Source organism: Desulfarculus baarsii DSM 2075 (genome assembly GCF_000143965.1).
Taxonomy (GTDB): Bacteria; Desulfobacterota; Desulfarculia; order Desulfarculales; family Desulfarculaceae; genus Desulfarculus; species Desulfarculus baarsii.
Genome location: NC_014365.1, coordinates 557,365 through 583,720, shown reverse-complemented (window position 1 = coordinate 583,720; position 26,356 = coordinate 557,365). Strand labels below are relative to the sequence as shown.

Genomic DNA, 26,356 nt, shown 5'->3' with positions numbered 1-26,356 from the left:
GCGCCTGGTTAGGCGTCGACCATCTGGCGCAGGGTGGTTTTGAGGATCTTGCCCACGGGGTTGCGCGGCAGGGCCTCGACGAAACGCACCTCCTTGACGCACTTGAAGGCGGCCAGGTTTTTGCGGCACAGGTCGAAGATCTCTTTGGCCTCCAGCTTGGCCTCGGGCTTGAGGGCCAGATAAGCCACGGGAATCTCGCCCCATTTTTCATCATGGCGGCCGACGACGGCCACCTCGGCCACGGCCGGATGGCTGGCGATGACCGCCTCCAACTCGGCGGGATAGATGTTCTCACCGCCGCTGATGATCATGTCCTTGAGCCGATCGACCACGAAAACATAGCCTTTGTCGTCCATGCGGCCCATGTCGCCGGTGCGGTACCAGCCGTCTTGCTTGGCCTCGGCGGTGGCCTGGGGCTTGCCCCAATATTCCTTGAACACGATGGGCCCCTTGACCCAGATCTCGCCCACCTGGCCGGTGGGCAGGGTCTGGCCGCTGGCCGGGTCGGCGATCCTGATCTGGGTGTGGAAGTCGGCCTTGCCCTGGGAGTCGCAGCGCTCGGGGTCCATCTCGTGGGTCCAGAAAGTGGCCGAGCCGCTGACCTCGGTGGCCCCGTAGACCTGCTGGACGCGCACGCCCATGGCCAAAAACGCCTGGATCAGCGACTTGGGCACCGCCGCCGCGCCGCAGGTGATGTTGAGCAGGCTCGAGGAGTCCACCGGCATTTTCTGGGCCACCATGTAGAGCGCCTGGACCATCAGCGGCACCGACATCATGGTGGTGATCTTTTCCTCGGCGATGACCTTCCAAACCTTGACCGGATCGAACTCGGGCATGAAATAGGACGTGGAGCCCTCGTGGACGTTGGTGACCACCGGGGCCAGGCCGCCGATGTGGAACAGCGGGGCCACCACCAGAAAGCGATGGTCGTAGTACCAGCGCACGGTGTGGCTGATGGCCATGGTCTGCCACAGCAGGTTGTGGTGGGTCAGCACCGCGCCCTTGGGCCGGCCGGTGGTGCCCGAGGTGTACATGATCACCGCGCCGTCGTCGCCGCCGCCCCGGAGGGTCGGTTCGGCGTCGGGCTGGCTGGCCAGGGCTTGTTCGTAGTCCGCGTCGGGGCCCTGACCGCCGCGGCGGATATAGTTTTTCACCGGGATCTTGGCCCGCAGGCCGTCGACCACGGGCAGGAAATCGACATCGTAGAGCAGGGTCGTGGCCCCGCAATCGCCCAGGATATATTCCAGCTCGGGCCCTTGCAGACGCCAGTTGAGCATCACCGCGATGGCCCCCAGCTTGGCCGCGGCAAAGAGCGCTACGCCGATGTGCTCGTTATTTTTGCATAAAACCGCGACACGATCGCCAAAGCCGATCCCACGCCCGGCCAGATAGGCCGCCAACTGGTTCACCCTGGAGTTGACTTGGGCAAAGCTGTAACGGTAGCCCTCGCCGATGAACCCCTCCCTGTCCGGCGAAAGACGCGCCCGCTCGCTTATCAAAGCGCCGATGTTCAGCTCCATACCTTGGACCCTCCCGATAGATTGTCGATGCCATGGACCCTTGCTTGTGGCTCAATCCCAGATGGCTGGGAAGGAGATCAATTCGCGACTGACTATGGGCGCCGGGCCGATCTCGGCCAGGGCCTGGTCTTGATAGGCGTGGAACAGCTCCTCGACCAGGCGCTCCCATTGGGCGGCTCGGGCCATGGATTGCGCCGTGGCCTCCACGGCCGGCGGATCGGCCATGAAGCCGGCCAACTCGGCGGCCAACTCGGCCACGCGGGCCGGCTGGGCCCCGGCCAGCATGTCGGCGACGAAATCGGCGGCCGGATACCAGCCCTGCACGCGCAGCAGATCGCGCAGCGCCTGCATCAAGAGCACATTGCGCGGGCCTTCCCACAGCTCGTTGACCGCCGCGTCGCGGTAGAGCCGGGGCAGCGAGACAAAGTCCTCGATCACGCCGTGGCCGCCGAAGATGCTCATGGCCTGGCGGATCACCTCCGGGGCCTCGAAGGCCGTGACCAGCTTTTGGATGATGATCAGCTCGCGCAGCAAAAAGCGCTTGCGCCGCATGGCCAGGGGTTCGTTGGAGTCCAGCCCGCCCTGCAAGCGCCGGCCCAAGCTCACGAACAGGCCAAAGACCTTGAAGGCGGCGGCGGTGGTGCGCCTGGAGGTGTTGATCATGCCGCGCAGTTGATGGGCCGCCAGCGGCGTCTGGCAGATCTTTTGGCCGAAAACGTCGCGGAACTGGCTGTAGAGCCCGGCTTCGCGGGCGGCGCGGACCATGGCCGCCGCGCTGGAAAAGCCCACCGTCAGCCGCGAAAGGGTCAGCACCACGCCCACGGCGTTGGCCACGCCACGGTCGGTGGGCCCCACGGCGTAGGCCACGGCCCCGTCGTATTCGACCTCGGCGGTGGGCAGTTCGGCGGTGCCCATTTTCCACTTGATGCGATTGATGCGGCAGGCGTTGCGCTTTTCGCGCTCCTTGTCGCCGGGCAGCCAGGCCGGCACGATGAAGGCCCCGGGCTTTTCGCCGCCGCTGACCTTGGCCGTAACCACGGCGTAGTCGGCCTGCATGGCCGAGCAAAAAAACTTGGAGCCGTGGAGCAAGTAATGATCGCCGGCGGGCACGGCCTCCAGCAGGTTGGCCGGGATGTCGCTGCCGCCCTGAATCTCGCTCATGAACTGGGCCCCCACGCCGAAGTCGCCGTCAAAGCCCTCCTTGCAGTGGTCGAGGATGCGTTGCACGGCGGGGTGGCGGCCCTCGGGGAACTGGTCGGCCAGGGCCACCAGGCCCTCGGTGCAGGCGATGGGGCACATCACGCCGAACTCGCCGTTCTGGTGCAGCAGATAGCGCTTGACCATGCCCAGCCACGGCGGCGTGGCCGCCGCGAAAAGCCCCTGGCCGAAGATCTCGCGTTCGAGGATCTTGGTCGTCTCGGGCCGCACCAGGCGGTCGATGCGCCGGTTGTGGGCGTCGTAATTTTGCAAGACGGGCAGGACGTCGGGCCGGGCGATCTCGTCGGCCATCTTGCGCCAGCGCTGGGAGACCAGCGGGTCGAAACGGCGCAGGGCCTGGTCGAGGGCGGGGAACTCGGCGCCAGCGTGGCGTTCGAGGGCTTTTTGCAAAAACGGATCGTCGGCGTAATAATTGAAGCCTTGGATCTGGCCGATGATCTCGTCGAAATTATAGGGATTGGCGCGGTCGGGAAGGCTCATGTTGATTCCTCGCTTGTTTGGTGGCCTGTGGTGGATGGGGCTTCACGGCTGATGACGCACAACAGCAACGGTGGCACAAAACCAAGTTTTGCGTCAATAACCTTGTTTATTTTTTCAATGCCCGAGCAGCCTCCCGCCGGCGGCCAAGCCGTGCTAAACTTCCAGCATGCCAAAGCGATTCGGGCCGGGAGCGCGCCGTGAGCCAAAAGACAATCAAATGGGAATACCGCACCGTGTGGGTCGACAAGCTCTGGACCGTCCTCAGCGACATCGGTTGCGCCGGCCACGCCGCGCCCCAGAGCGAGGGCTTCGTGGAATACCTCAACAGGATCGGCCAGGACGGCTGGGAGTTGGTGACGATCCTGCCCGGCGACAAGGGCCATCGGGCCTTTCTCAAGCGCCCCGTCTGAGCGCCCCGCCAAGATTCACCTTTTTGTCACCGGCCCGTCACGACGCGGCCGCCCGGGCCCGGCACAATCAGCACGCCGGGGATCACTTCCCCGCGCGCAACCGCGCCGGAACAACTATGACAAAAAAAAAGGTGTGATCGTGTTGGCGACACAGCCCCTGCCAGGATCGGCTGACATGCTCTACGACCTGATCCCCGCCGCCAGGCGTGAAAGTGGGCGCGGCCTCGGGCTCGGTGACGAGGCCAAGGTCTTCGAATTGGTCATGGAGGCCGCCGCCGCGCGACGCCCCCTGGGCCTGCTTTTGGTCAACATCCCCGGTTTCGACCGCTTTTCGGGCATCTACGGAACCGACGCCGCCGGGCAGATCGTCGAGCGCCTCGACACCATCCTGCGCGCCAGCGCCAAGGCCCAGTTCAAGGAAAACGGCCTGATCCATCTGGGCCAGCTTGGGGTCAGCCAATATTTGCTGATTTACGCGGGCAACGGGCTGTCGCAACGGCGCATGACCGACCGGGCCTTACGCCTGTTGTTGGACGCGCGCCACCGGTTGGGCCAGGAGTCGGTGCGCCTGACCGGCCAGGGCCTGAGCCTGGAGGTGGGCTGCGCTTATCTGCCGCCCGAGTGGAGTGAAAGCCCCGAGTCGGATTTTCGCCGCGCCCTGGTCAAGGCCCGGGCCGTGGCCAGCGATCTGCTCAACCAAGAGGGCCTTTCGCTGCTGAACGAGTTTCGCAAGCTCATCGACGAGCCTCTGGTGCAGGCGGTCTATCAACCCATTGTCGACCTGGAAAGCGGCCGTCCCCTGGGCTGGGAGGCCCTGGCCCGCGGCCCCGAGGGCAGTTATTTCCAGTCGCCGACGATGATGTTCGACTTCGCCGAGGAGGTGGGCTCGCTGTTTCGCCTGGAGCGGGCCTGCCGCGAACAGGCCATCCGCGGCCTGGGCGGCCTGCGCCCCGAGCAGAAGCTTTTCGTCAACATCCACCCGCGCACCCTGGCCGACCCCGATTTCCGCGCCGGCCAGACGCGCAAGCTCCTGCGCGCCAACGGCCTGGAGCCGGCCAACGTGGTCTTCGAGATCACCGAGCGCCACTCCATCCAGAACTTCACCCTGTTTTACCGCACCCTCGATCACTACCGCTCGCAGGGTTTTCTGGTGGCCATCGACGACGTGGGCACGGGCTATTCGGGCCTGTCGCGCATCGCCAACCTGCGGCCCGACTACATCAAGGCCGACATGTCGTTGGTGCGGGGCATCGACAGCAACCCCGTCCAGCGGGCGCTGTTGGAGGCGCTGGTCACCCTGGCCGACAAGATCGGCAGTAGCGTGGTGGCCGAGGGCATCGAGACCGAAACCGAACTGACTTGCCTGGCCGAGATGGGCGTGCATTATGGCCAGGGCTTCTTTTTGGCCCGGCCGGCCAACCCCAAGCCGTTGACGGACACGGTCATCGCCATCCGCGGCAAGCGCGGCGGCGAGGCCAATTGGAAGTGCTCGATCCCCGTGCGCGAGCTGGCCGAACCCGGCCCCCAGGTCCATCCCGGGGCCAAGGTGCGCGGCGTCAAGGCCCTGCTGGACAACAACCCCATCAGCGGGGTGGTGGTGGTCGAGGCCGGCCGGCCGGTGGGCCTGGTCATGAGCCACGCCCTGGATCGCCAACTGGGCACCCAATACGGCCCGGCGCTCTACTTCGACCGCAGCGTCGATCTGCTCATGGATCGCCGGCCCCTGGTGGTCGACGGCTCGCAACCGGTGGAGGACGTGGCCAAGATGGCCATGAGCCGCGACCGCTTCAAGCTCTACGACCACATCATCGTCACCGAGAGCGGCCGCTGCCTGGGCCTGGTCAGCGTGCAGAAGATGCTCGACGCCCTGGCCCGCGTCCAGGTGGAAATGGCCAAGGGCGCCAGCCCCCTCACCGGCCTGCCCGGCGGCCTGACCCTGGAGCGCGAGATCGAAAACCACTGCAACGGCGACGATCCGGCCAGCTTCATCTACATCGACCTCGATCACTTCAAGGCCTACAACGACACCTACGGCTTCAAATCCGGCGACGCGATGTTGCGCCTGCTGGCCAAGATCGCCGCCTGGGCGGCCAAACGCCACGCCGGCAAGGGCCATTTCGTGGGCCATGTCGGCGGCGACGATTTCGTGGTCATCTGCCAGCCCCAGCGGGCCGAGCGGGTCTGCACGGCGGTGGTGCGCTGCTTTTCGCGGCTGGTCAAGGGCCTCTACAGCGCCGAACACGCCGCCCAGGGCTACGTGGAGGCCAAGGGCCGCGACGGCCGCATGAGCCGCTTCCCGCTGGTTTCGGTGTCGCTGGGCATTGTCGATTGCGTGGGCGCGTGCGATTTGCAGCAGATCGGCCAGCGCGCCGCCGAGACCAAGCGCTGGGCCAAATCGTTGCCCGGCAACGTCTGGGTGCGCGACCGGCGGCGGCCGGTCAGCGCCGCCTCGCCGGAGGGCCAGCCGGGCGTTTGCCCGCCCCGCTGAGCCGGCCTCAGGCGATTTTCAGCGTCAGCTCGAACTTGCACAGCCCCGCCCCGGCCGGCACCGGCCACAAAAACGAAAGCGAACTGCCCTGATAGGTCAGCTCCAGGCCGTCCTCGCTCTGGCTGACGGTCTCCACCGGGAACAGCCAGGCCTCGGCGGCCGGGCCGGGGCTGATGGTCACGGCGTAGTCCTGGGGCTTGTTGACCAGGCGCAGCCACTCCACGCCCGTGGCCTGGGCGGTCTGGCCGGGGCTCCAGATGCGGCCGTCGGCCAGCTCGATGAAGCGTTGGGGGTCGTCGTGGGCCAGCATGGTCAGGTTGAGTTCCACCGCCAGGCGCATGGCCGGCGCGTCGGCCGCCGCGCGCAGCCAATAGCTCAGGCGCAGCTCGGGCCCGGGGCCCAGACTGTAACGCTTTTCCACGCTCAGCGGGAAAGGCCCGCCGGGGGCGAACACCGCGCTGACGCGGCGCAGCAGGCAAAAGGTCCGGCCGCCATCCTGGCCGTGCTCGACCAATTCGAAGGGCTGGTCGATCAGGTCTCCCCACTCGCCGTAATCGGGCCGCTGATAGCTTTGCCAGTCGGCCTTGGGCGCGAGCAGGTGATCCTGGAAGCAGGCCCGCTGATACCAGTCGTAGACCACGCGCTGGGGCAGATCGGGCTGTTTGAAGCGCACCACGTCGTGGATGGACTTGACTTCGTCGCCGCCCTGGCCCTGGCCTTGATCGTCGTGGGGCTCCCACAGGTGGCGGTGGTAGGCCTCGGGCTGGCGGGTGAGCACGTCGGCCAGGTTGCAGGCCGGGCCGCGCAGGTTCAGCACGCTGGCCGAGCCGCCGTAGGCCGGGTGGATCAACAGGTCGAGGTGCCGATTGGCCAGGGCCACCTCGGGCGCGCCGTCCAGGTCGAGGTCGGCCACGTCACAAGCGCCCCCCGGGGCCTGGGCCGCATCGCAGATGGCCTCGGCGGCGATAAGCTGCTGGTGCACGGCCTGGCGCAGGTGGCCCAGGTAAAGCCCGCCGAACATGCCGTGCCAATAGGCGCAGTTGCACTGGGCCTGGTAGAGGTGGTCGCGGGCGATGGGGTCGCCGGACTGGGCCACCTTCTGGCTGATGCGCAGCATGCGTTTGTGCATGATGTTGCTGGGCCGATACTTGACCAGGAAATTATCCCACACGCCGCCGCGAATGAAGCGGCGAAAGGCTTCGTAACGGCCCTCGGCGCGCAGTTCCTCCACGGCCTGGGCCAGGGCCTGGCCGGCCTCGGCGGGCAGCGACCATTCGCCCATCTCCTCGTAGGAGGCCGTGGGCAGGTACACCCGGCCGGCCGGCTTGTTTTCGGCCACCCACTGGCCGGGCCGGCTGGTGGCCAGCCAGTCGCCGTTGGCCAGGACCGCCTCGACAAAGCGCCGCAGCCAGCCCCGGCCGAAGACCAACTCCTGGGTGCGCGGCCAGAGGCCGAATTTCTCGCAATCGTCGCCATAGGTGGCGCAGGTGGGGCCATGCTCGTCCAGGGCGCGGCGCATGAAGTCCAGCGTGGCCTGGGGCTCCTGAAAGGGGATGGTGTAGCGCAGCTCTTTGTTGGTCGGCAGCAGCGCCAGCAAATGGCCCTCGCGCTCGGTGAGGCTGTGGCCGAACATGGCCCGGGGCGGCAGGCCGGCGTAGTAGAGGTGCGTGTCGTCGACCAGGGTGTAGCCCAGCCCGGCCGGGGCCAGCTTGGCCGGCAGGCCCGGCTCCCAGACGCGCTCGGCCAGCCAGAAGCCTTGGGGCCGCTGGCCGAAACGCCGTTGCAGATAGTCGGTCATCATGGCCAACTGGCCCAGGGCGTCGCGGGCGGGGATGGAGCTGAGCAGGGGCTCGTAATAACCGCCCGAGAGCATCTCGACCTGGCCCCGGTCGACCATGGCGGCCAGCAGGTCGAGCAACTCCGGGTCGTTTTGCTCCAGCCAGCCCAGCAGCGGGCCGGAAAAATGCAGCCCGAAATGAAAATCGGGATATTGGCCCAACAGCTCCACCACCGGCCGGTAGCAGACGCGGGTGGCCAACGCGAAGACCTTGTCGTAGTTGCCCACCGGCTGGTGGCCGTGCAAGACCATGATCAGGCTGATTTTGTCCACGGGCTTTGGTCCGTTTCCCGGCCGCGCCTAGGGGCGGGCCGCGATGGCGATGTTGAGGCGACGGGCCAGTTTGGCCAGGCCATCGCTGGGCGGCCCGGCCAGCGAGCCGATCAGCTCGAAATAGTGGTTCTGGGCCTCCCACAGATCGGGACGCAGCTCCAGGGCCTGGGCCAGGTCCAGCAGGGTCAGCGCCCGCTCCAGCGGCCCCACCGCGGCGGGCGACTCCAACAGTTCGGCCAGGCAGGCGGCCAAGCGTTTGGCCAGGGCCCGCTCCAGGCGGCCGCCGTTGGGCTTGAGGCTCAGGGCCTTGGCCTGGCGGGCCAGCGCGCCCAGGTGGCCGGCCAGGTCGCGGCCCGGCGGCAGGTCCATGCCCTGGACCAGTTCCTCGCCGATCATGGCCTCGGCCAGGGCGTTGAACAGCGGCGGCAAGGGCACGTTGATGCTCTTTAGCATCAGCATCTGCTCCTTGCTCTCGTCGTAGATGCTCTTGGCCACCTCGAAGTTGCGGGTGGTCAGGCGGCGGGCCATCTCCTCGGCCAGCGAACGCCGGCCCTCCAGGAACAGGTCGCTGAGGTCGAAGCGCTGGCCGCCCACCAGCCGCGCAAGCACGGCCTCGACCCGCTCCAGCTCCAGCGAGCGCAGCAGATCCTCGGCCGCCGCGCCGATCTCGTCGATGTCCCAATCGGTCGGGCGGGGCCGCACCCAGGCGGCGAACTCGTGACCGCCGCGGTGCAGGGCGGCGTAGATCAGCTCGTGATCGCGGCCGATGCGCACGTGGCGGGCGCGCAAGGCCCCCCACGACAGGCTGGCCCCCAGGTGATCGATGTGGCGGTGGCCCAGGTCGGCCAGTTGATAACAATAGAGCCGGGGCGGCGGCGGTTCTTCCTCCATCACGCCGCTGATGGCCGCGTGGGCGGCCACGCGCTCCAGGCCCACCAGCTCCGGGGCGACCCTGGCCCGCCAGATGTCGGCCCCGCTGCCCTTGTTGGGCCGGTTGGACTGGGCCCGCGACAACGTGGCCACCAGCGAGCGCTCCAGGCCGGCCGCGCCCAGTTCGCGGGCCAGTTGGATGGCCCGGGCGGCCATGCGCAGGTTCTGCACCGGCTCCAGGCCGCTGATGTCGTCGAAAAACCAGCCGCACGAGGTGAACATGGCCATGGCCCAGCGCTGCATCTCCAGCAATTGCCAGACGGTGGCCCGCCCTTGCTGGTCCAGCAAAATCTTGGCGTGGTTTTCCAGAAAACGCTTGCGCCCCGCGGCCGAATTGTCCAACAACAACCGGACATAATCATCGCGGGCGGCCCAGGGGTCGTGCAGGAGCCCATCGGCCTTTTGCTCAAAAAGATCGGCCAGTTGATCGCGCAGGACATTAAGGCCCTGGCGCAGGGGCCCGCGCCATTTTTGATTCCAGCCCGGGTTGCCGCCGGTGTTGCAGCCACAGTCGGCCCGCCAGCGCTCCACGCCGTGGGCGCACGACCACGAGCTGGCCTCGACGATGCGCGCCTCCCAGGTCGGCGGGTTGGCGGCCAGGTAGGCGGCGAAGTTGGTCAGCTTGACCGTGGGGTCGTGGTCGATGCGTTGCAGGGCAAAGGCCAGGGCCATCTCGCCAAAGCGGTGATGATGGCCGTAGGATTCGCCGTCGGTGGCCAGGCTGACCAGTTGGTCGCCACCTTCGCCCTCGACGAAAGCGCCCATGATGCGCTGGGCGAAACGCGCGCCGTCCTGCAAAAGGTTTTCAAAGGCCACCGCCTGGCTGACCGGGCCGTCGTAGAAAAACACCACGATCGAACGGCCGCCGCGCAGCCGCACGATGTAAGGCCGCCGCGTGTTCAGCCCGTCGGCGCCGATTTCGTGCCAGGCCGCGTCGGGGCCGGGCCGGATCATCGCCGCCTGGCGCGGGGCCAGCACGGTGAACTTGACCCCGGCCTGGGCCATCAGCTCCAGGGTGGGTGTGTCCACGGCGGTCTCGGCCAACCACATGCCCGCCGCCGGCCGGCCGAAACGGTGGGCGAAATCGGCCAGGCCCCAGAGAATCTGCGTCTGCTTGTCGCGGTCGTTGCACAGGGGCATTATAAGATGATGGTAGACCTGGGCCATGGCCCCGCCGTGGCCCCAGCGGGCGATGGCCGCCTGGTCGGCCTCGATGAGCGCCTCATGCACGGCCGGGGCCTGGGCCCGCAGCCAGCCCATCAGCGTGGCCCCGAAGTTGAACGACATGAACTGATAGTTGTTGACGATGTCGGTGATCTTGCCCTCGGCGCCCATGATGCGCGCCGCCGAGTTGGGCGCGTAGCATTCGGCGGCCACCCGCTCGTTCCAATCGTGAAAAGGCGCGGCGCTGTCTTGCACCTCGACGACTTCCAGCCAGGGGTTTTCGCGGAACGGCTGGTAGAAATGGCCGTGAACGCAAACGTGCTTCGCCATGGGCCGCGATCCTTTCGCTGCAACGATTTCCTTTACAGTGTAGACTAAACCTCAGGCCGGGCGAACGAACAATGGCGGCCAACACCCGCGAAACGCGATTGCCCCGCCCGGCGCGGAGGAAGCCATGCAGCCCGACGAGCGCCTGGCGGCCGTCGAGCAAGCCATCGAGCGCCTGGAAGGCAAGCTGGCGGCCATGCGCCAGCGGGTCGAGGCGCGCATCAAGCCGTCGCCGGCCGAGGTCAAGGCCCTGCACGGCCTGGCCCAGGGCCTCACCGCCGAAACGGGCCAGATGCTGGGCCTGCGCGAGGGCGTCGATCCGCCCGAAAACGCCGCGCCCGAGCTTCTGGCCGCCTACGATCGGGCCTTGGGCCTGTGCGTGGCCCTCACCGAGTTTTCGCTGAGCCTGAGCCGTCGCTTCGGCCCGGCCTACCTCACCCTGCCCGGAAGCGCCTGATGAGCAGCTATCACGACGAAACGGCCTACGACCCCGCCGGCATGGAGGGCCATGTCCTCGATTGGGCCAACCAACCCAGCCCGTTCAAATTCTACAAGAAAATCGCCCCGCTGCCCATGCCCGAGCCCCGACCGACCACGGCGGGCTTTTGGGAGGCCGCCCTGGCCTGGCCGCCGCCGGCCGCCGGCCCGGCCCTGGCCGACAGCGCCGATCTGGCCGGCCTGCTGCAACTGGCCGCCGGGCTGACCAAACGCTCCGGGCCCCAGGGCCTGCGCGCCTGGGCCAGCGCCGGGGCGCTGCACCCGTGCGAGCTATACCTGGCCGCCTGCGACGTGGACGGCGCGCCCCAGGGCCTGTGCCATTTCGATCCGGCCTCGGGCGGGCTGCATTTGCTGTGGCCGGGCCGGCTGGCCACGCACATCGGCCGCGCGCTGGCCGGGCCGCCGGCGCGGCTGGGCTTTTTCATCAGCGCCATCCATTGGCGAAGCCTGTGGAAATATCGCCAGCGGGCCTATCGCTACTGCCTGCTCGACGCCGGCCACCTGTTGGCCAACCTGGAGCTGGCCTGCGCCGCCCACGGCCTGGCCCCGCGCACGATCCTGGGCTTTCCCGACACCGCCGCCGGCGTCATGGCCGGCGTGGCCGACCGCGACGAGGCGATCATGGCCATCGTCCAGGCCGGGCCGCCGCCGGCCGACCCCGGACCGGAACAGCCAGGCCTGCCACCCCTGGACCTGGCGGCCAAGCCCCTGGGCGCGGTCATCGGCCGCGACCGCCGCGTGCTGGCCGCCCACGCCCACGGCGAGCTGTTCGTGGCCCAGCCCGAGCCGGACTGGCCCGAGCCCGAGCCCGGCGAGCACGATCAACCCCTGCCGCCGCCCACGCCGCCCGGCGAACCAAGCCTGTGGGCGGTTGTCCACGCCCGGCGCTCGCGGCGCAACTTTGTGCACGCCGGCCTGGAGCGGCGCGCCCTGGCCACGTTGCTGGCCGCGGCCCTACCCGCGCGGGGGCCAATGACCGCCCGCCTGCTTTTGGCCCCCGGTCGCGACCTGGCCATGGGCGTCTACGACTATCTGCCCGACAGGCGCGCCCTGCGGCCGGTGGTCCCGGGCGTCGATAGCCGCGCGGCCCTGGCCCAGGCCTGCCTTGGCCAGGGCTGGATCGGCCGGGCGGCCCTGACGCTGTGCCTGTGGGCCGATCTGGAAAAACTCGAGCGCGACTTTGGGCCACGAGCCTATCGCCGGGCGATGATCGCCGCCGGTCGGGCCGGCCAGAGGCTCTATCTGGCGGCCACGGCCCTGGGTCTGGGTTGCTGCGGGGTCGGGGCTTTTTATGACGAGCGGGCGGCCAGGGCGGCCGCCTTGCCGCCGGGCGGTCGGCTGCTCTACGCGCTGGCCTGCGGGCCGGTCAAGGGCTGGCCCGGCGCGCCGTCGGCCGACTGACCGGCCACCAACTGGCCACAGGCCGCGGCGATGTCCTGGCCCCGCGAGCGGCGCAAAAGGGCCGTGACATGGCCCTCGATGAGCACGTTCTGAAACTCCTCCACCGCCGCCGCCTCGGGGGCCTGAAACGGCCCGGCCTGGTGGGGGTTGAAGGCGATCAGGTTGACCTTGACCGGCAGGCCCTTGGCCCAGCGGGCCAGTTCCCTGGCGTGCTCGGGCCGGTCGTTGACGCCGCCCAGCAAAACGTATTCCAGGGTGACGCGGCGGGTGGGCTTGAGCGGATAATCGACGATGGCCCGGCGCAGGGCCTCCAGGCCGAAACGCTTGGTGACGGGCATGATCTGGCGACGGATGTGCTCGTTGGGCGCGTTGAGGCTGATGGCCAGGGCGCAGGGCGAGGCCGCGGCCAACAGCGGCAGGCGATCGACCAGGCCCACGGTGCTGACGGTGACGCGGCGCTGGCTCATTTGCAGGCCATGCTCGCCCAGGATGTGCCCCAGGGCCACGATGACGTTGTCCAGATTGTCCAGGGGTTCGCCCATGCCCATGAAGACCAGGTTGGTCAACGGGCGAAACTCGTCGCACAGGCGGCGCGCGGCCAGCACCTGGCCCAGAATCTCGGCCGGACGCAGGTTGCGCCGCAGGCCCAGGCTGGCGGTGGCGCAGAAACGACAGCCCTGGCGACAGCCGACCTGGGTCGAGACGCAGAGAGTGTGATGGCCGTCCTCGGGCATGAGCACGCTCTCGATGGCTTGGCCGTCCTCCAGCAAAAACAACAGCTTGCGCGTGCCGTCGGCCGATTGCAGCACCTTGGCCGGGCCCATGGCCGTCAGCCGGCCCACGGCGGAGAGCTTGGCGCGCAAGGCCTTGGAAAGACTAGTCATATCGGCTATATCATCGACGCCGTGACCATGGAGCCACTGCGACACCTGGCGGGCGCGGAAAGGCTTTTCGCCAAGATCGGCCAGCAGGCGGGCCAACTGCTCGGCCGTCAGGTCGCGCAGATCGGGCTTTTGGGCCATGTCGCTCATGGGCCTATGATACCACCCGCCAGCCGGCCCGGCGACGCCACCGCCACGGCCGCCGGAAGCCTGGCCAAAAATCAGCGCCATCGCCGAAAAAAACGAAAAAATCACCGCGCGGCCTTGCACGGGTGACGGGTGGTGCTTATCATCGAGGTGTTAGCACTCGCCAGCGATGAGTGCTAACAACAACCCAGCCAACGGAGCGCCCGCCGTGGGCGCGTGACGCCAAAAATCGGCGTGAAACTAATTTTGATCCACCAAGGAGAGGCGAAGATGAATATCAAACCGTTGCAGGACCGCGTGATCGTCAAGCGGCTCGAAGAAGTCGAAAAAACCGCCGGCGGCCTGATCATTCCCGACGCCGCCAAGGAAAAACCCCAGCAGGGCAGGATCCTGGCCGTGGGCCCGGGCAAGGTGCTGGACAACGGCACCAAGCTGGAGCTGACCGTCAAGGCAGGCGACGTGGTGCTGTTTGGCAAGTACGCCGGCACCGAGGTCAAGATCGACGGCGACGAGGTCCTGATCATGCGCGAGGACGACATTCTGGGCATCGTCGCCTAGAACGGTCCAACGCGACACACTTCGCACCAACTCTCTCATCCAAGGAGTGATGATAAATGGCCAAAGAACTTAAATACGACGTCAAGGCCCGCGAAGCGATCATGCGCGGCGTGGACACCCTGGCCAACGCCGTCAAGGTCACCCTGGGCCCCAAGGGCCGCAACGTCATCATCGACAAAAGCTTCGGCTCGCCGATCATCACCAAGGACGGCGTGACCGTGGCCAAAGAGATCGAGCTTGAGAACAAGTTCGAGAACATGGGCGCCCAGATGGTCAAGGAGGTCGCCTCCAAGACCTCCGACGTGGCCGGCGACGGCACCACCACCGCCACCATCCTGGCCCAGGCCATCTACCGCGAAGGCTCCAAGCTGGTCGCCGCCGGTCACAACCCCATGGCCATCAAGCGCGGCATCGACAAGGCCGTCGAGGCCGTGGTCGCTGCCCTGCGCAAGCTGTCCAAGACCACCAAGGACCAGAAGGAAATCGCCCAGGTCGGCACGATCAGCGCCAACAACGACGCCACCATCGGCAACATCATCGCCGAGGCCATGAACAAGGTCGGCAAGGAAGGCGTGATCACGGTCGAGGAAGCCAAGAGCATGGAGACGACGCTGGAAGTCGTCGAGGGCATGCAGTTCGACCGCGGCTACCTGAGCCCCTACTTTGTCAACGATCCCGAGAAGATGGTCGCCAACATCGACGATCCGCTGATCCTGATCCACGAGAAAAAGATCAGCTCGATGAAAGACCTGCTGCCCATCCTCGAGCAGGTGGCCAAGATGAATCGCCCGCTGTTGATCGTCTCCGAGGACGTCGAGGGCGAGGCCCTGGCCACGTTGGTGGTCAACAAGCTGCGCGGCACCCTCAACGCTTGCGCCGTCAAGGCCCCCGGCTTCGGCGACCGCCGCAAGGCCATGCTCGAAGACATCGCCATCCTCACCGGCGGCACGGTCATCAGCGAAGACCTGGGCATCAAGCTGGAAAACGCCAGCCTCAAGGACCTGGGCACCGCCAAGCGCGTCACCGTCGACAAGGACAACACCACCATCGTTGACGGCGGCGGCGAGCGCTCCAAGCTCGAAGGCCGGGTCAAGACCATCCGCGCCCAGATCGAGGAGACCACCAGCGACTACGACCGCGAGAAGCTGCAAGAGCGCCTGGCCAAGTTGATCGGCGGCGTGGCCGTGATCAACGTCGGCGCGGCCACCGAGACCGAGATGAAAGAAAAGAAGGCCCGCGTCGAGGACGCCCTCAACGCCACCCGCGCGGCCGTCGAGGAAGGCATCGTGCCCGGCGGCGGCGTGGCCCTGCTGCGCTGCCAGGAAGCCATCGCGGCGGCCGGCCTCGAAGGCGCCGAGTCCTTTGGCGCCAACATCATCCGCCGGGCCATCGAGGAGCCCCTGCGCCAGATCGCCGAAAACGCCGGCCTGGAGGGCTCGGTGGTGGTGCAGAAGGTCAAGGAGACCAGCGGCACCGTGGGCTACAACGCCCAGGACGACAAGTACGAAGACCTGCTGGAGGCCGGCGTCATCGACCCGACCAAGGTCACCCGCTTCGCCCTGCAGAACGCCGCCAGCGTGGCCGGCCTGCTGCTGACCACCGAGTGCATGATCGCCGAAAAGCCCGAGGAAAAGGGCGCCGGCGCTCCGGCCATGCCCGGTGGCATGGGCGGCATGGGCGGCATGGGCGGCATGTACTAAGCCGACTAGCGACTCATCCGCGACGCAATCGGGCGGCCCCTCGGGGCCGCCCGTTTTGGTACAAGAATTATCTGTGCTGATCTAGTAATGACCTGACAGTCGACCACGTAGAGGAAGTGGTCATGCCGCCCTTGGTTGGGGTAGGTTTGTAGTTGCGAAACTCGAACAAACCTCAACACAGGAGGGCAACATGACCACGGAGAAGAAGGTAGCACGAAGGAAGCTGAGTCTGCTAGAGCTTGCTGGGGAATTGAGCAACGTCAGCCGGGCCTGCAAACTGATGGGCTACTCGCGGCAGCAGTTTTACGAGATTCGGCGCAATTTCCAGACCTACGGCGCACAGGGCCTTGTGGACCGTTTGCCCGGCCCCAAGGGGCCGCATCCCAATCGTGTGGAAGCGGAGGTTGAGGCGGCGATCATGGCTTACAGCCTGGAGTATCCGACCCACGGAGCGCTTCGCGTGTCGCAGCAATTGGCCCTTCGCGGCGTGCAAGTGAGTTCCGGCGGCGTGCGAGGCGTGTGGAGTCGCCACGAGATGCTCACGCGGCACGAGCGTCTTTTGCGTCTCGAGCAATCGGTTCGCGCCCAGGACATTCAACTCAGCGACGAGCAGATTCGGGCTTTGGAGCGCTTCAGCCCGGAGTTTCGCGACCGCCACATCGAGGCCCGGCACACCGGGGCCCTGGTGGCGGTGGACACGTTTTTCGTTGGCGCGCTCAAGGGCGTGGGCAAGGTGTATCTACAATCGGTCATCGACTGCCACAGCCGCCACGCCTGGGGTCGCCTGTACACCAGCAAGCTTCCGGTCACGGCGGTGCATGTGCTCAACGAGGAAGTGCTGCCGTGCTTTGAGGCCCACGACGCGGTGATTGAGACGGTGCTTTCGGACAATGGGCGAGAGTTTTGCGGCCGGCCAGACCAGCATCCGTATGAGCTGTTTCTGCAGCTTGAGGGGATCGAACACCGCACCACCAGGGTGCGTCGGCCTCAGAGCAATGGCTTCGTGGAACGGCTTCACCGGACGCTCTTGGACGAGCATTTCCGGATCAAGGGCCGTCAGAAATGGTATGAAACCTTGGATGAGATGCAGGCCGACTTGGATGAGTATCTGCGCCATTACAACCATGAGCGGGCGCACCAGGGCCGGAACATGAACGGCAGGACGCCGAGTCAGGCTTTCCTGGAGGGCCTGCCCGGGCGTAAGAAGCCCAAGGAAAAGGCGTCCCAAAAGGCCGCCTAAAAATCACCCCGCCAGGGGCGGCAGTGTCAGGTAAATACTATATCTGTACAGCCTAAGAGTGTTTTTGCGGCCTTTGAATTCGCTTTAGGCTTGTATACCGCTATGGAATGGCCACCTTTTGTTTTTGTGAGCTTCATACAAGGAACATCGGTAGAGCCATCACCTATATAAATAAATCGATTAAAAGGAATATACCTCTCAGACTCTGGCTTGTACTCATTTACCTTTTTGTGATCCCAGACATCGAAAACACCTTTGTTTATCCTAAATAAATATTGAGTTTTCGTGGTGTAATTTATCGCCAACGCCGGCCAGATGGCCACATCGTGCTGATCGTAAGAGTAGGAAGATGCGTAGATCATCTTGAACTGTTTGGCTATTTTCGTCCCCTCAATAATCTCTTTTAGGCCCGATGAGATAATGTAATGTTCTATTTTCGCGCCTTTTGATCTCGCATGCTCATTGATGCGCTGAAACCAATCTTCGACGCCAGGGAATAGATCAATCGATGTTCCTAGCTCTTTGAATGAACTGCGAGCCACTCTTACGTGGCCAGTTTCTTTGGCTTTTTTGAGCATCAAATGCATATATGACAATATATTGTCTTCGTCGCCATTCTTCGCCTGCTCAGCGACTTGCCGCCAAAACACTGTCTTGTCAATCGCTAGTTGAGGAATAAAAGAGTATTCTTGCATGTTCCTAGGCGAGAGTGTTCCATCGAAATCATAGCAAAGGGCGATTTTAGGGTGTTTTGTTCCCGACATGAAACTATCCTTTCAAGCCTGCTTACTGTTAACCATATACCAATCCAAATCGGGCGAACAAGATGATAATTTGTACAGATATAGTATTTACCTGACACTGCCGCCCCTGGCGGGGTGATTTTTAGGCGGCCTTTTGGGACGCCTTTTCCTTGGGCTTCTTACGCCCGGGCAGGCCCTCCAGGAAAGCCTGACTCGGCGTCCTGCCGTTCATGTTCCGGCCCTGGTGCGCCCGCTCATGGTTGTAATGGCGCAGATACTCATCCAAGTCGGCCTGCATCTCATCCAAGGTTTCATACCATTTCTGACGGCCCTTGATCCGGAAATGCTCGTCCAAGAGCGTCCGGTGAAGCCGTTCCACGAAGCCATTGCTCTGAGGCCGACGCACCCTGGTGGTGCGGTGTTCGATCCCCTCAAGCTGCAGAAACAGCTCATACGGATGCTGGTCTGGCCGGCCGCAAAACTCTCGCCCATTGTCCGAAAGCACCGTCTCAATCACCGCGTCGTGGGCCTCAAAGCACGGCAGCACTTCCTCGTTGAGCACATGCACCGCCGTGACCGGAAGCTTGCTGGTGTACAGGCGACCCCAGGCGTGGCGGCTGTGGCAGTCGATGACCGATTGTAGATACACCTTGCCCACGCCCTTGAGCGCGCCAACGAAAAACGTGTCCACCGCCACCAGGGCCCCGGTGTGCCGGGCCTCGATGTGGCGGTCGCGAAACTCCGGGCTGAAGCGCTCCAAAGCCCGAATCTGCTCGTCGCTGAGTTGAATGTCCTGGGCGCGAACCGATTGCTCGAGACGCAAAAGACGCTCGTGCCGCGTGAGCATCTCGTGGCGACTCCACACGCCTCGCACGCCGCCGGAACTCACTTGCACGCCGCGAAGGGCCAATTGCTGCGACACGCGAAGCGCTCCGTGGGTCGGATACTCCAGGCTGTAAGCCATGATCGCCGCCTCAACCTCCGCTTCCACACGATTGGGATGCGGCCCCTTGGGGCCGGGCAAACGGTCCACAAGGCCCTGTGCGCCGTAGGTCTGGAAATTGCGCCGAATCTCGTAAAACTGCTGCCGCGAGTAGCCCATCAGTTTGCAGGCCCGGCTGACGTTGCTCAATTCCCCAGCAAGCTCTAGCAGACTCAGCTTCCTTCGTGCTACCTTCTTCTCCGTGGTCATGTTGCCCTCCTGTGTTGAGGTTTGTTCGAGTTTCGCAACTACAAACCTACCCCAACCAAGGGCGGCATGACCACTTCCTCTACGTGGTCGACTGTCAGGTCATTACTAGATCAGCACACTTAGGCGAATACAGAGTTAATTTCATAGCTCCAGCCGATTACTCTGAAGGTAGTATTCTAGACCAACAAGTCAAGGCTATCATTGATAAAATTATGGCCGACCGGGCCATTGAGCTGCTCGAAGAGGCAAGCAAAAAACAGCTGAAATAGCTCAATGCGCCGGCCTTCCGCGACCGGTGAGGCGAGGCCAGCGCCACGTTGCGCCTCACCCCGCGCGCCCAAGGAAAACGCCGCCCGGTCCGGCCCTGGACCGCGCGGCGAAACCACCTGATGCCGTGGTGCGAGAGGGGGGACTCGAACCCCCACCCCGAAGGACTGGATCCTAAGTCCAGCGCGTCTACCAGTTCCGCCACTCTCGCGCCTGACGAGGCACTACAACTTATAGCTGGAATGCAGCCGTCGTCAACAGCCGGCCGCCCTTTTTTCGCCACTGGCCGGCCGGCCGGGGCCGCCGCCGCTTGACACCCCCACGGGCCTGGGCTAAGTTTACATTCCCAAACCAAGACCATTGCCCGAGGCCTCCTGCCGCCGGCAAAGGCCTCAAACCACCCAAGAGGAACGCGGCCCAGGCCTTGAGCAGAATCGACGGCAGAAATCCCGGCCAGATGCGGCCGGTGGTCATCAGCGGCGGGGTCAATCCCTATGCCGAGGGCAGCGCCATCTGCGCCTTCGGCCAGACCAAAGTGCTCTGCACCGCCTCGGTGGAGCAAGGCGCGCCGCGCTTTCTCGAAGGCGCGGGCCAGGGCTGGATCACCGCCGAATACGCCATGCTGCCCCGCGCGACCCACACCCGCACCGGCCGCGACCACGCCCAGGCCGGCCGGGCCAAGGAGATCAGCCGGCTGGTCGGCCGGGCCCTACGCGCCGCCGCCGATCTGGCCGCCCTGGACGGCTACACCATCCGCATCGATTGCGACGTGCTGGTGGCCGATGGCGGCACGCGCACGGCCGCCGTCAGCGGCGGCTGGGTGGCCCTGGCCCTGGCCCTGCGCGGGCTGGGGCTGCAACCGCCGCGTCAGGTCATGGCCCTGAGCGCCGGGCGCGTCGACGGCCGGTTGCTGGTCGATCTTTGCTACGCCGAGGATTCATCGGCCGAGTTGGACTTGAACATGGTCCTGGCCGCCGACGGCCAGTTGATCGAGATCCAGGGCACGGGCGAACGCGGCGTGTTTTCGCCCGAGGAGCTCATGGAGCTGATCGCCATCAGCCGCCAGGCGGCCGGCGATATCGTCGCGGCCCAACTGGCCGCCGTCAACGGGCCGGCCCGATGAGCCCGCGCATCGTGCTGGCCAGCGCCAATCAGGGCAAGCTGCGCGAGATGATGGCCATCTGCCGGCCGCTGGGCGTGGAGGTGGTCAGCGCGGCCGAGTTGGGCTTTGTCGACGAGGTGGCCGAGACCGGCGAGAGCTTCGCGGCCAACGCCCGGCTAAAAGCCGCCGCCGTCAGCCAGGCGCTGCATCTGCCGGCCCTGGCCGACGATTCGGGCCTGGTGGTCGCGGCCCTGGGCGGCGCGCCGGGCGTGCACAGCGCCCGCTACGCCGGCGCTCACGGCGACGACGCGGCCAACTGCGCCAAGCTCATGGCGGCCATGGCCGGCCTGCCGCCGGAAAAACGCGGCGCGGCTTTTGTCTGCGTAATGGTCTGCCGCCGGCCCGACGGCGCGGAGATCGTCGCCGAGGGTCGGCTGGAAGGGCGCATCGCCCTGGCCCCGGCCGGGCAAAACGGTTTTGGCTATGACCCGGTGTTCGAGCTGCCGGCGCGCGGTTGCACGGTGGCCCAGCTCGCGGCCGAGGAGAAAAACGCCATCAGCCACCGGGGTCAGGCCCTGCGCGGGCTGGCGGCGCGGTTGAGCGATTTTTTGCGGTAATGATGTCGGGGCGTGGCGCAGCCTGGTAGCGCACCTGCTTTGGGAGCAGGGGGCCCCCGGTTCAAATCCGGGCGCCCCGACCAGAAAAAATACGAGAGGCCATGGCGTCACTGCCGTGGCCTCTCGACGTTTGGCCCATTGAGGCTGCTGCACGGTGAAACATAACAAATGTTGTAAAAACAGATAATAATCTGTGAAACATAAATTCTACCGTGCAGCAGCCGAAGCGCGCCATGGACGGCGCGCCAAATCGCGAGCCTGATTAGGCGAGCGATTTGTGAGGCTTGGCAAAACCGCGCTTTTGCCAAGCCGATGCTGCACGGGGTAGGACGCCCCCGTGCAGCACTCTCCCATTGGCACCGAAGTTGCGATGGCAAACGGGGCGGGCCATTGAGGCGACCGTTTGCCGAAGTTTCGTCAAAAGCGGAGGCCATGGTGAAACGAATTACCGTAATCGTGCTGCTTGCCCTGGCCTTCTGTGGCCAGGCACTGGCCGCCGGGCCGGGCTACACCCAGGCCACGGTGCTGTCGGTCCACGACGTGGACACCCTCACCGCCCGCGTGGAAGGATTTGACGTGGCCCAGCGCGTGCGCGTGGCCGACATCGACGGCCCCGAGCTGCGCGTGGAGCGGCGTGGCAAACTGATCTGGCCGGCCCAGCCATGGGCCGCCCTGGCCGCCTCCTGGGCCAAGGCCACCCTGGCCGGCCAGACGGTGTGGCTGTGGATCTTCGAGCCCGACCGCAACGGCCGCCTGGTCTGCCGGGTGCATCTGCCCGGCGACGTGGATTACGCCCTGGAGGCCCTGCGCCTGGGCCACGCCCACGCCTATAACCGCTATCGCCCGGCCCCGGCCTACGAGGCCATGGAGGCCCACGCGCGGGGCGCGCGGGCGGGCCTGTGGTCCCTATCCCGGCCGATCAGCCCGGAGAAGTGGCGACGCGGCGCGTGGCGGGGCCAAGCCGTCTCGGGGCGCTGACGGCCGGCGCGCGGCCAGAGGCTAGCGGCCGTCCGGCTCATCGGCAGGCGGGGCCCATTCCACGGCGTGGAAGGCGTCCGGCCCGGGGCAGGCGTCCGCTGGCAGGTAGGCCGAGCCGGGGTGCGCCAGGCCTGGGCAGGGCCACTGCAGGCCGTCGCCCTCCAGGCGGTCGTACGTGACGCCAGCCAAGGCCGGGGCCAGCACGCTCAACTCGTTGTCCCAGATCTCCCGGCTGCTCTGGCTGGGCCAATCGTGGCCCATGCGCCTGGCCACCTCGCGGAAGATCCACCAGCCCGGCTTGGCCTGGCCGGGCGGATTGACGGCCTTGCGCGCCCGGCTGACCCGGCGTTCGCTGTTGGTGAAGACGCCGTCGCTTTCGCCCCAGGCCGCCAGCGGGAAGACAACATCGGCCAGACTGGTGGTCGCCGTGGGCAAGATGTCGCCGCAGACGAGAAAATCCAACGCGCCCAGACAACGCGCCGCGTGCTGTCCGTCAGGCGCGGCGGCCAGCACGTCTTCGCCACATATCCACATGGCCTTGACCGCGCCCCTGGCCATGGCCTCGAACATGGCCGGCAGGGCCAGGCCGGCCTTGGGATTGAGCTCGACGCCCCAGGCCCGCTCGAACTTCGCGCGGGCGGTGGCGTCTCCCACGCTCTGGTAGCCAGGGTAGAAGCCGGGCAAGGCGCCCATGTCGGCCAGGCCCTGGGCGTTGCCCCGGCCACGCAGGAGGTTGACGCCGCCGCACTCGCGGCCGACATTGCCCAGGAGCAGTTGCAGATCGGCGTAGGCCAGCGCCTTGTCAAGGCCGCGCGCGCCTTCGTCGGGGCCGAGGGCGTGGACGAGCATGGCCGGCTTGGTCGTGGCCAGGGCGTGGGCAAGCTCGACCAGCAACTCGGGGCCGACGCCGGCGACGGCCGCCACCATCTCGGGGTTGTAACGCTCCACCGTCCGGCGGAGCTTCTCGAAATCGGCCGCGCGCTTTAGCGCTTGATCCTTGTCGTAAAGACCTTCTTCCATGAGCACGCGCATCAAGCCGTTGACAAAGGCCACTTCCGCGCCGGCCTTGACGGGCGCGTGGAGGCTGGCGTGCTCGACGAGGCCGGTGCGGCGCGGGTCGGCCACGATGAGCCGCGCGCCCCGGCGGGCGGCGCGCTTGATGTAGGCCCCGGCCACCGGATTGTCCTCGGTGACGTCGGCGCCGATGACCAGGATCAGCTTGGCCTTTTCCAACTCGGCGAAAGAATTGGTCATGGCCCCGGACCCGCAGGCGGCGGCCGGGCCGGTCGCCTGCGGGGCGAGGCAAGCCCGCCCGCGGTGATCGATGTTGTTGACGCCGAGCACCGCGCGGAAGAATTTCTGCATGTTGTAGGCGTCTTCGTTCACGCCGCCGACGTCGGCCACGCCACAGAAGGCCTCCGGCCCGTGGGCGGCCTTGATGGCGGCCAGCCGTCCGGCCACCAGGTCCAGGGCCTCATCCCAGTCGGCTTGGCGGAAGCCGCCATTTTCCTTGATCAGCGGCGTGGTCAGCCGCTCGGCCGCGCCCACGAAGTCGTGGCCGAAACGACCCTTGACGCAGAGCATCCCCAGGTTGGGCCTGGCGTCCTCCACCGCCGTGACCTTGACGATCTGGTCGTCCTTGACGTGCAGCCATTGTTGGCAGCCCACGCCGCAGTGCGGGCAGGTCGTGCGCACCTTTGTCAGCTCCCAGGAGCGACCGCGGCCCTTGGCCTTTTTTTCGGTCAAGGCCCCTACCGGGCAGGCCTGCACGCATTCTCCGCACTGGGTGCAGCGGTCATGGTCGACCAGGGGCAGCCAGCCGGCCGGCAGAGGCCTGTCCTCGCGCCGCCCAAAAGGCAAGGGAATGGCCATGTTGACCTGGATTTCATTGCACGCGGCCACGCATCTGCCGCACATGACGCATTTTTTGAAATCGCGGACAATGAAGGCTTGGCTGTCGTCGACCAGGCGGGTGGCCAGAGGGTTGGCCACCGGCGCGTTTTTGACGCCATGGGCATAGGCCAGCCGTTGCAAGACGCAATCGCCGTTGGCCTCGCAGCACAGGCAGTTGTGGTCGCCTTCGGCCAGGAGCAGCTCGACGATCAATTTGCGCTCTTCGATCACCGCCGGGCTGTCGGTCCGCAACTCCATGCCCTCCACCGCGGGGGTGGCGCAGGCCGGGAGCAGTCTGTCGGAGCCGCGCGCCTCCACCACGCAGATGCGGCATACACCTTTGTGGTCGGCGGCTTGCAGATGGCAAAGGGTCGGTATCTCCACTCCGTTGGCCTTGGCCGCCTCCAGAATGGTCCAGCCCGGTTCAAAAGAAATATTGTTTCCATTCAGTGTCAAGGTTGGCATGACTCACCTTCCAAACCCATGAAGCGAACGCGGCCGGGGCAACAGGGCAAAATTGCCGTGCCAGCATGGTTTGGCCCCTGGCCGATCATCGACGGCGCCACGGCCGGCTTGGCCATCAAAGCGCGGCCATGGCGATGCGGTAGCAACGCAGGCACCGGGCGGCCTCCTCGGCGGCCTGGGCCGGGCTCACCCCGCCCTCCACTTCGTCGAAGCCCCTGATCCTGACCTCGGGCGCCATCACCGGCGGGCGCAGCTTTTTGGTGGCGTCGGCATAGGGCATCTTTTCCCTGGGATAAAACACGCCCAGCCGGGCGATGAGCCTTTCCATGTGGTCGCCGTCCTCGGGGACGCTGCGGCCGTTGGTCAGAAACTGCTCGATAAAGCGGGCGGCGTTCTTGCCGGCGTCCAAGGCCGCGATGAGGGGCGCGGGGCCGGTCACGCAGTCGCCGCCGGAAAAAATGTAGGGCTGGTTGGTCTGGCGGGTGATGTCGTCGGTGGCCAAGGTGTTACGCCTGCTGATTTCGACTTCATCGGGGGGCAGCACGCAGTCGACCACGCAGACCTGGCCGATGGCCGGCACGATGGCGTCGCATTCGATGACGAACTCGGACCCTTCGATGGCCACCGGACGCCGGCGCCCCGAGGCGTCGGGCTCGCCCAGCTCCATCCTCTGGCACTCCAGCCCGGCGACCTTGCCGTTTGCGGCGATGACCCGTAGCGGGGCCACCAGGTAATGAAATTTGATCCCCTCTTCCTGGGCCTCGCTGATCTCCACCAGGTCGGCCGGCATCTCCGCCCTGGTCCGGCGATAAAGCAGGTTGACGTCGGTAAAGCCCAGCCGGAGGGCCGAACGCGCGCAGTCCATGGCCACGTTGCCGCCGCCGATGATCAAAAGCTTATCGCCCTCGATGGGCCTTTCGCCATCGGCCACGCGGCGCAGGAAATCCACGCCGGTCATGAAGCACTCATAGCCGGCGTCCTCGCCTTCGCAGCGCATCTTGGAGGCCGCCGGCGCGCCCACGCCCACGAAGATGGCCCCATAACCTTGCAGCTTGAGGTCGTCCAAGGTTACGTCCACGCCCACGTTGACCCCGTAACGGATCTCGCAGCCCAGCCGCTCGACCTGGTTGGCCTCGCCACGCAGAATCCGCCGCGGCAGGCGATAGTCGGGGATGCCCACCGCGGCCATGCCGCCGGGCTCGTTGAGCACCTCGAAGATGGTGGATTTGTATCCCCGGAGCCCCAGATGATAGGCGCAGGCCAAACCGGCCGGGCCGGCGCCGATGATGGCCACCTTTTGCTCCTTGGCCGGGCCGGGGACAAGGGGCGCTTCCCGGCCGCTGGCCAGCTCCATGTCGGCCGCGTGGCGCTTGAGAGCGCGGATGGCTATGCCCTCGTCCAGCTTCTGGCGGCGGCAGTTGAACTCGCAGGGCCGCACGCACACCCGACCGACCACTCCCGGCAGGCAGCAATCGTCGCGGATGATGGACAAGGCCTGATCCCACCTGCCGTCACGGATTTTTTCCACATAGCCGGGAATGTCCAGATGGGACGGGCAGGCGTTGATGCAGGGCGCGGTGACCTGGGCCACGTAACGCCCCCGGGCGATGGGCGCTTTGGCCTCGATGGCCGCCAGAAAGGCCTGACGGCGGTGCGTGAGCAGATCCAAGATGGGCCGGGGCGTGGTCTGGCCGATGTCGCAGCGGGAGGCGCGCGACACGAAACGGGCCAGACTCTCCAGGCGATCCAGGTCGGCCGGCGCGCCCTTGCCGGCGCACAGGCCATCCAGGATGGCGCTCATGGCCTTGACGCCCAACCGGCAGGGAAAACATTGGCCACAGGATTCCTTCTGGGCTTGGTCCATGTAGGCCCTGGCCATGTCGACCAGATCGACGCTTTCGTCGTGGATGAAAAGGCCGTCCCAGCCCATGAAGGCCCTCAGAGGCCGACCGGCGGCAAATTCGGCCGGCAACTGGTCGGTGGGAACCTGTTCACGCCCGGGCGTCCAGCTTCCCCAAGTCGAAAAG

The 26,356-nt window shown here is 66.1% G+C and carries 19 protein-coding genes and 2 tRNA genes; 11 read left to right on the top strand and 10 right to left on the bottom strand.

Annotation, left to right across the window (positions count from 1 at the left end; all coding sequences use genetic code 11):
- Window positions 1-8: 8 nt before the first annotated feature.
- Window positions 9-1,520, bottom strand: coding sequence for a class I adenylate-forming enzyme family protein (locus DEBA_RS02530; RefSeq protein WP_013257333.1), 1,512 nt, complete (start codon window positions 1,518-1,520; stop codon window positions 9-11).
- A gap of 51 nt (window positions 1,521-1,571) precedes the next feature.
- The gene (locus tag DEBA_RS02525) at window positions 1,572-3,218 is read right to left on the bottom strand and encodes an acyl-CoA dehydrogenase family protein (protein WP_013257332.1); all 1,647 of its coding nucleotides are present in this window, start codon (window positions 3,216-3,218) and stop codon (window positions 1,572-1,574) included.
- Between the two features lie 197 nt (window positions 3,219-3,415).
- Here DEBA_RS02525 and DEBA_RS02520 point away from each other — a divergent pair, with 197 nt between their 5' ends.
- Entirely contained in the window at window positions 3,416-3,628 is a 213-nt protein-coding gene (locus tag DEBA_RS02520; protein WP_013257331.1) for a DUF4177 domain-containing protein, read from the top strand.
- Window positions 3,629-3,803: 175 nt separating this feature from the next.
- Window positions 3,804-6,116 (top strand): GGDEF domain-containing protein, encoded by a 2,313-nt coding sequence (locus tag DEBA_RS02515; RefSeq protein ID WP_013257330.1) that lies wholly within the window; start codon window positions 3,804-3,806, stop codon window positions 6,114-6,116.
- A gap of 7 nt (window positions 6,117-6,123) precedes the next feature.
- On the opposite strand, the gene DEBA_RS02510 is transcribed toward DEBA_RS02515, so the two are convergent.
- Window positions 6,124-8,226: an alpha-amylase/4-alpha-glucanotransferase domain-containing protein gene (locus DEBA_RS02510; protein WP_013257329.1), complete on the bottom strand. Its 2,103-nt coding sequence runs from the start codon at window positions 8,224-8,226 to the stop codon at window positions 6,124-6,126.
- Window positions 8,227-8,253: 27 nt separating this feature from the next.
- On the bottom strand, window positions 8,254-10,650 hold the full coding sequence (locus tag DEBA_RS02505; protein WP_013257328.1) for a DUF3536 domain-containing protein: 2,397 nt from the start codon (window positions 10,648-10,650) through the stop codon (window positions 8,254-8,256).
- A 124-nt stretch (window positions 10,651-10,774) separates the two neighbouring features.
- On the opposite strand from DEBA_RS02505, the gene DEBA_RS02500 reads away from it, so the two are divergent.
- Both DEBA_RS02500 and DEBA_RS02495 read left to right on the top strand, forming a co-directional pair.
- Window positions 10,775-11,104 (top strand): hypothetical protein, encoded by a 330-nt coding sequence (locus tag DEBA_RS02500; RefSeq protein WP_013257327.1) that lies wholly within the window; start codon window positions 10,775-10,777, stop codon window positions 11,102-11,104.
- A complete protein-coding gene (locus tag DEBA_RS02495; protein ID WP_013257326.1) occupies window positions 11,104-12,546 on the top strand; it encodes a SagB/ThcOx family dehydrogenase in 1,443 nt (480 codons plus the stop codon). The genes DEBA_RS02500 and DEBA_RS02495 overlap by 1 nt, the downstream gene beginning before the upstream one ends.
- Here the strand turns inward: DEBA_RS02495 and rlmN are convergent.
- A complete protein-coding gene (rlmN, locus tag DEBA_RS02490; RefSeq protein WP_043814992.1) occupies window positions 12,489-13,577 on the bottom strand; it encodes a 23S rRNA (adenine(2503)-C(2))-methyltransferase RlmN in 1,089 nt (362 codons plus the stop codon). The two genes, DEBA_RS02495 and rlmN, sit on opposite strands and share 58 nt — an antisense overlap.
- Window positions 13,578-13,844: 267 nt before the next feature.
- On the opposite strand from rlmN, the gene groES reads away from it, so the two are divergent.
- From groES to DEBA_RS02475, 3 genes are all read left to right on the top strand, one after another.
- Window positions 13,845-14,132 carry a co-chaperone GroES gene (groES, locus tag DEBA_RS02485; protein ID WP_013257324.1) on the top strand — a complete coding sequence of 96 codons (288 nt, stop codon included), beginning with the start codon at window positions 13,845-13,847 and terminating at the stop codon, window positions 14,130-14,132.
- Window positions 14,133-14,188: 56 nt separating this feature from the next.
- Window positions 14,189-15,832 carry a chaperonin GroEL gene (gene groL / locus DEBA_RS02480; RefSeq protein ID WP_013257323.1) on the top strand — a complete coding sequence of 548 codons (1,644 nt, stop codon included), beginning with the start codon at window positions 14,189-14,191 and terminating at the stop codon, window positions 15,830-15,832.
- Window positions 15,833-16,022: 190 nt separating this feature from the next.
- Window positions 16,023-17,072, top strand: coding sequence for an IS481 family transposase (locus DEBA_RS02475; RefSeq protein ID WP_013257321.1), 1,050 nt, complete (start codon window positions 16,023-16,025; stop codon window positions 17,070-17,072).
- Between the two features lie 26 nt (window positions 17,073-17,098).
- On the opposite strand, the gene DEBA_RS17595 is transcribed toward DEBA_RS02475, so the two are convergent.
- The 3 genes from DEBA_RS17595 to DEBA_RS02465 form a co-directional block, all read right to left on the bottom strand.
- Complete coding sequence (locus DEBA_RS17595) at window positions 17,099-17,836, bottom strand: HAD family hydrolase (RefSeq protein ID WP_013257322.1); 738 nt, start codon at window positions 17,834-17,836, stop codon at window positions 17,099-17,101.
- A 121-nt stretch (window positions 17,837-17,957) separates the two neighbouring features.
- On the bottom strand, window positions 17,958-19,007 hold the full coding sequence (locus DEBA_RS02470) for an IS481 family transposase (protein ID WP_013257321.1): 1,050 nt from the start codon (window positions 19,005-19,007) through the stop codon (window positions 17,958-17,960).
- 395 nt (window positions 19,008-19,402) lie between these two features.
- Window positions 19,403-19,485 (bottom strand) — tRNA-Leu (locus DEBA_RS02465).
- Between the two features lie 213 nt (window positions 19,486-19,698).
- On the opposite strand from DEBA_RS02465, the gene rph reads away from it, so the two are divergent.
- From rph to DEBA_RS02445, 4 genes are all read left to right on the top strand, one after another.
- Entirely contained in the window at window positions 19,699-20,397 is a 699-nt protein-coding gene (rph, locus tag DEBA_RS02460) for a ribonuclease PH (RefSeq protein WP_013257320.1), read from the top strand.
- Window positions 20,394-20,993, top strand: a complete 600-nt coding sequence (locus DEBA_RS02455) for an XTP/dITP diphosphatase (RefSeq protein ID WP_013257319.1) — start codon at window positions 20,394-20,396, stop codon at window positions 20,991-20,993. The genes rph and DEBA_RS02455 overlap by 4 nt, the downstream gene beginning before the upstream one ends.
- 6 nt (window positions 20,994-20,999) lie before the next feature.
- Window positions 21,000-21,076: transfer RNA gene (locus DEBA_RS02450), tRNA-Pro, on the top strand.
- Between the two features lie 352 nt (window positions 21,077-21,428).
- Window positions 21,429-21,971, top strand: a complete 543-nt coding sequence (locus tag DEBA_RS02445; protein ID WP_013257318.1) for a thermonuclease family protein — start codon at window positions 21,429-21,431, stop codon at window positions 21,969-21,971.
- A 21-nt stretch (window positions 21,972-21,992) separates the two neighbouring features.
- Here the strand turns inward: DEBA_RS02445 and DEBA_RS02440 are convergent, their stop codons facing one another.
- Window positions 21,993-24,329: a molybdopterin-dependent oxidoreductase gene (locus DEBA_RS02440; RefSeq protein WP_013257317.1), complete on the bottom strand. Its 2,337-nt coding sequence runs from the start codon at window positions 24,327-24,329 to the stop codon at window positions 21,993-21,995.
- Window positions 24,330-24,444: 115 nt separating this feature from the next.
- Window positions 24,445-26,259, bottom strand: a complete 1,815-nt coding sequence (locus DEBA_RS02435) for an FAD-dependent oxidoreductase (protein WP_050762205.1) — start codon at window positions 26,257-26,259, stop codon at window positions 24,445-24,447.
- Between the last annotated feature and the right edge of the window lie 97 nt (window positions 26,260-26,356).

Excerpts from the sequence above, each read along its gene's own strand:
- rlmN (WP_043814992.1), bottom strand. The coding sequence starts at position 13,577 with ATGAGCGACATGGCCCAAAAGCCCGATCTGCGCGACCTGACGGCCGAG.
- DEBA_RS02440 (WP_013257317.1), bottom strand. The coding sequence starts at position 24,329 with ATGCCAACCTTGACACTGAATGGAAACAATATTTCTTTTGAACCGGGC.
- DEBA_RS02470 (WP_013257321.1), bottom strand. The coding sequence starts at position 19,007 with ATGACCACGGAGAAGAAGGTAGCACGAAGGAAGCTGAGTCTGCTAGAG.
- groES (WP_013257324.1), top strand. The coding sequence starts at position 13,845 with ATGAATATCAAACCGTTGCAGGACCGCGTGATCGTCAAGCGGCTCGAA.
- DEBA_RS02515 (WP_013257330.1), top strand. The coding sequence starts at position 3,804 with ATGCTCTACGACCTGATCCCCGCCGCCAGGCGTGAAAGTGGGCGCGGC.
- DEBA_RS02455 (WP_013257319.1), top strand. The coding sequence starts at position 20,394 with ATGAGCCCGCGCATCGTGCTGGCCAGCGCCAATCAGGGCAAGCTGCGC.
- DEBA_RS02530 (WP_013257333.1), bottom strand. The coding sequence starts at position 1,520 with ATGGAGCTGAACATCGGCGCTTTGATAAGCGAGCGGGCGCGTCTTTCG.
- groL (WP_013257323.1), top strand. The coding sequence starts at position 14,189 with ATGGCCAAAGAACTTAAATACGACGTCAAGGCCCGCGAAGCGATCATG.
- DEBA_RS02525 (WP_013257332.1), bottom strand. The coding sequence starts at position 3,218 with ATGAGCCTTCCCGACCGCGCCAATCCCTATAATTTCGACGAGATCATC.
- DEBA_RS02475 (WP_013257321.1), top strand. The coding sequence starts at position 16,023 with ATGACCACGGAGAAGAAGGTAGCACGAAGGAAGCTGAGTCTGCTAGAG.
- DEBA_RS02435 (WP_050762205.1), bottom strand. The coding sequence starts at position 26,259 with ATGGGCTGGGACGGCCTTTTCATCCACGACGAAAGCGTCGATCTGGTC.
- DEBA_RS02495 (WP_013257326.1), top strand. The coding sequence starts at position 11,104 with ATGAGCAGCTATCACGACGAAACGGCCTACGACCCCGCCGGCATGGAG.
- DEBA_RS02500 (WP_013257327.1), top strand. The coding sequence starts at position 10,775 with ATGCAGCCCGACGAGCGCCTGGCGGCCGTCGAGCAAGCCATCGAGCGC.
- DEBA_RS17595 (WP_013257322.1), bottom strand. The coding sequence starts at position 17,836 with ATGTCGGGAACAAAACACCCTAAAATCGCCCTTTGCTATGATTTCGAT.
- DEBA_RS02505 (WP_013257328.1), bottom strand. The coding sequence starts at position 10,650 with ATGGCGAAGCACGTTTGCGTTCACGGCCATTTCTACCAGCCGTTCCGC.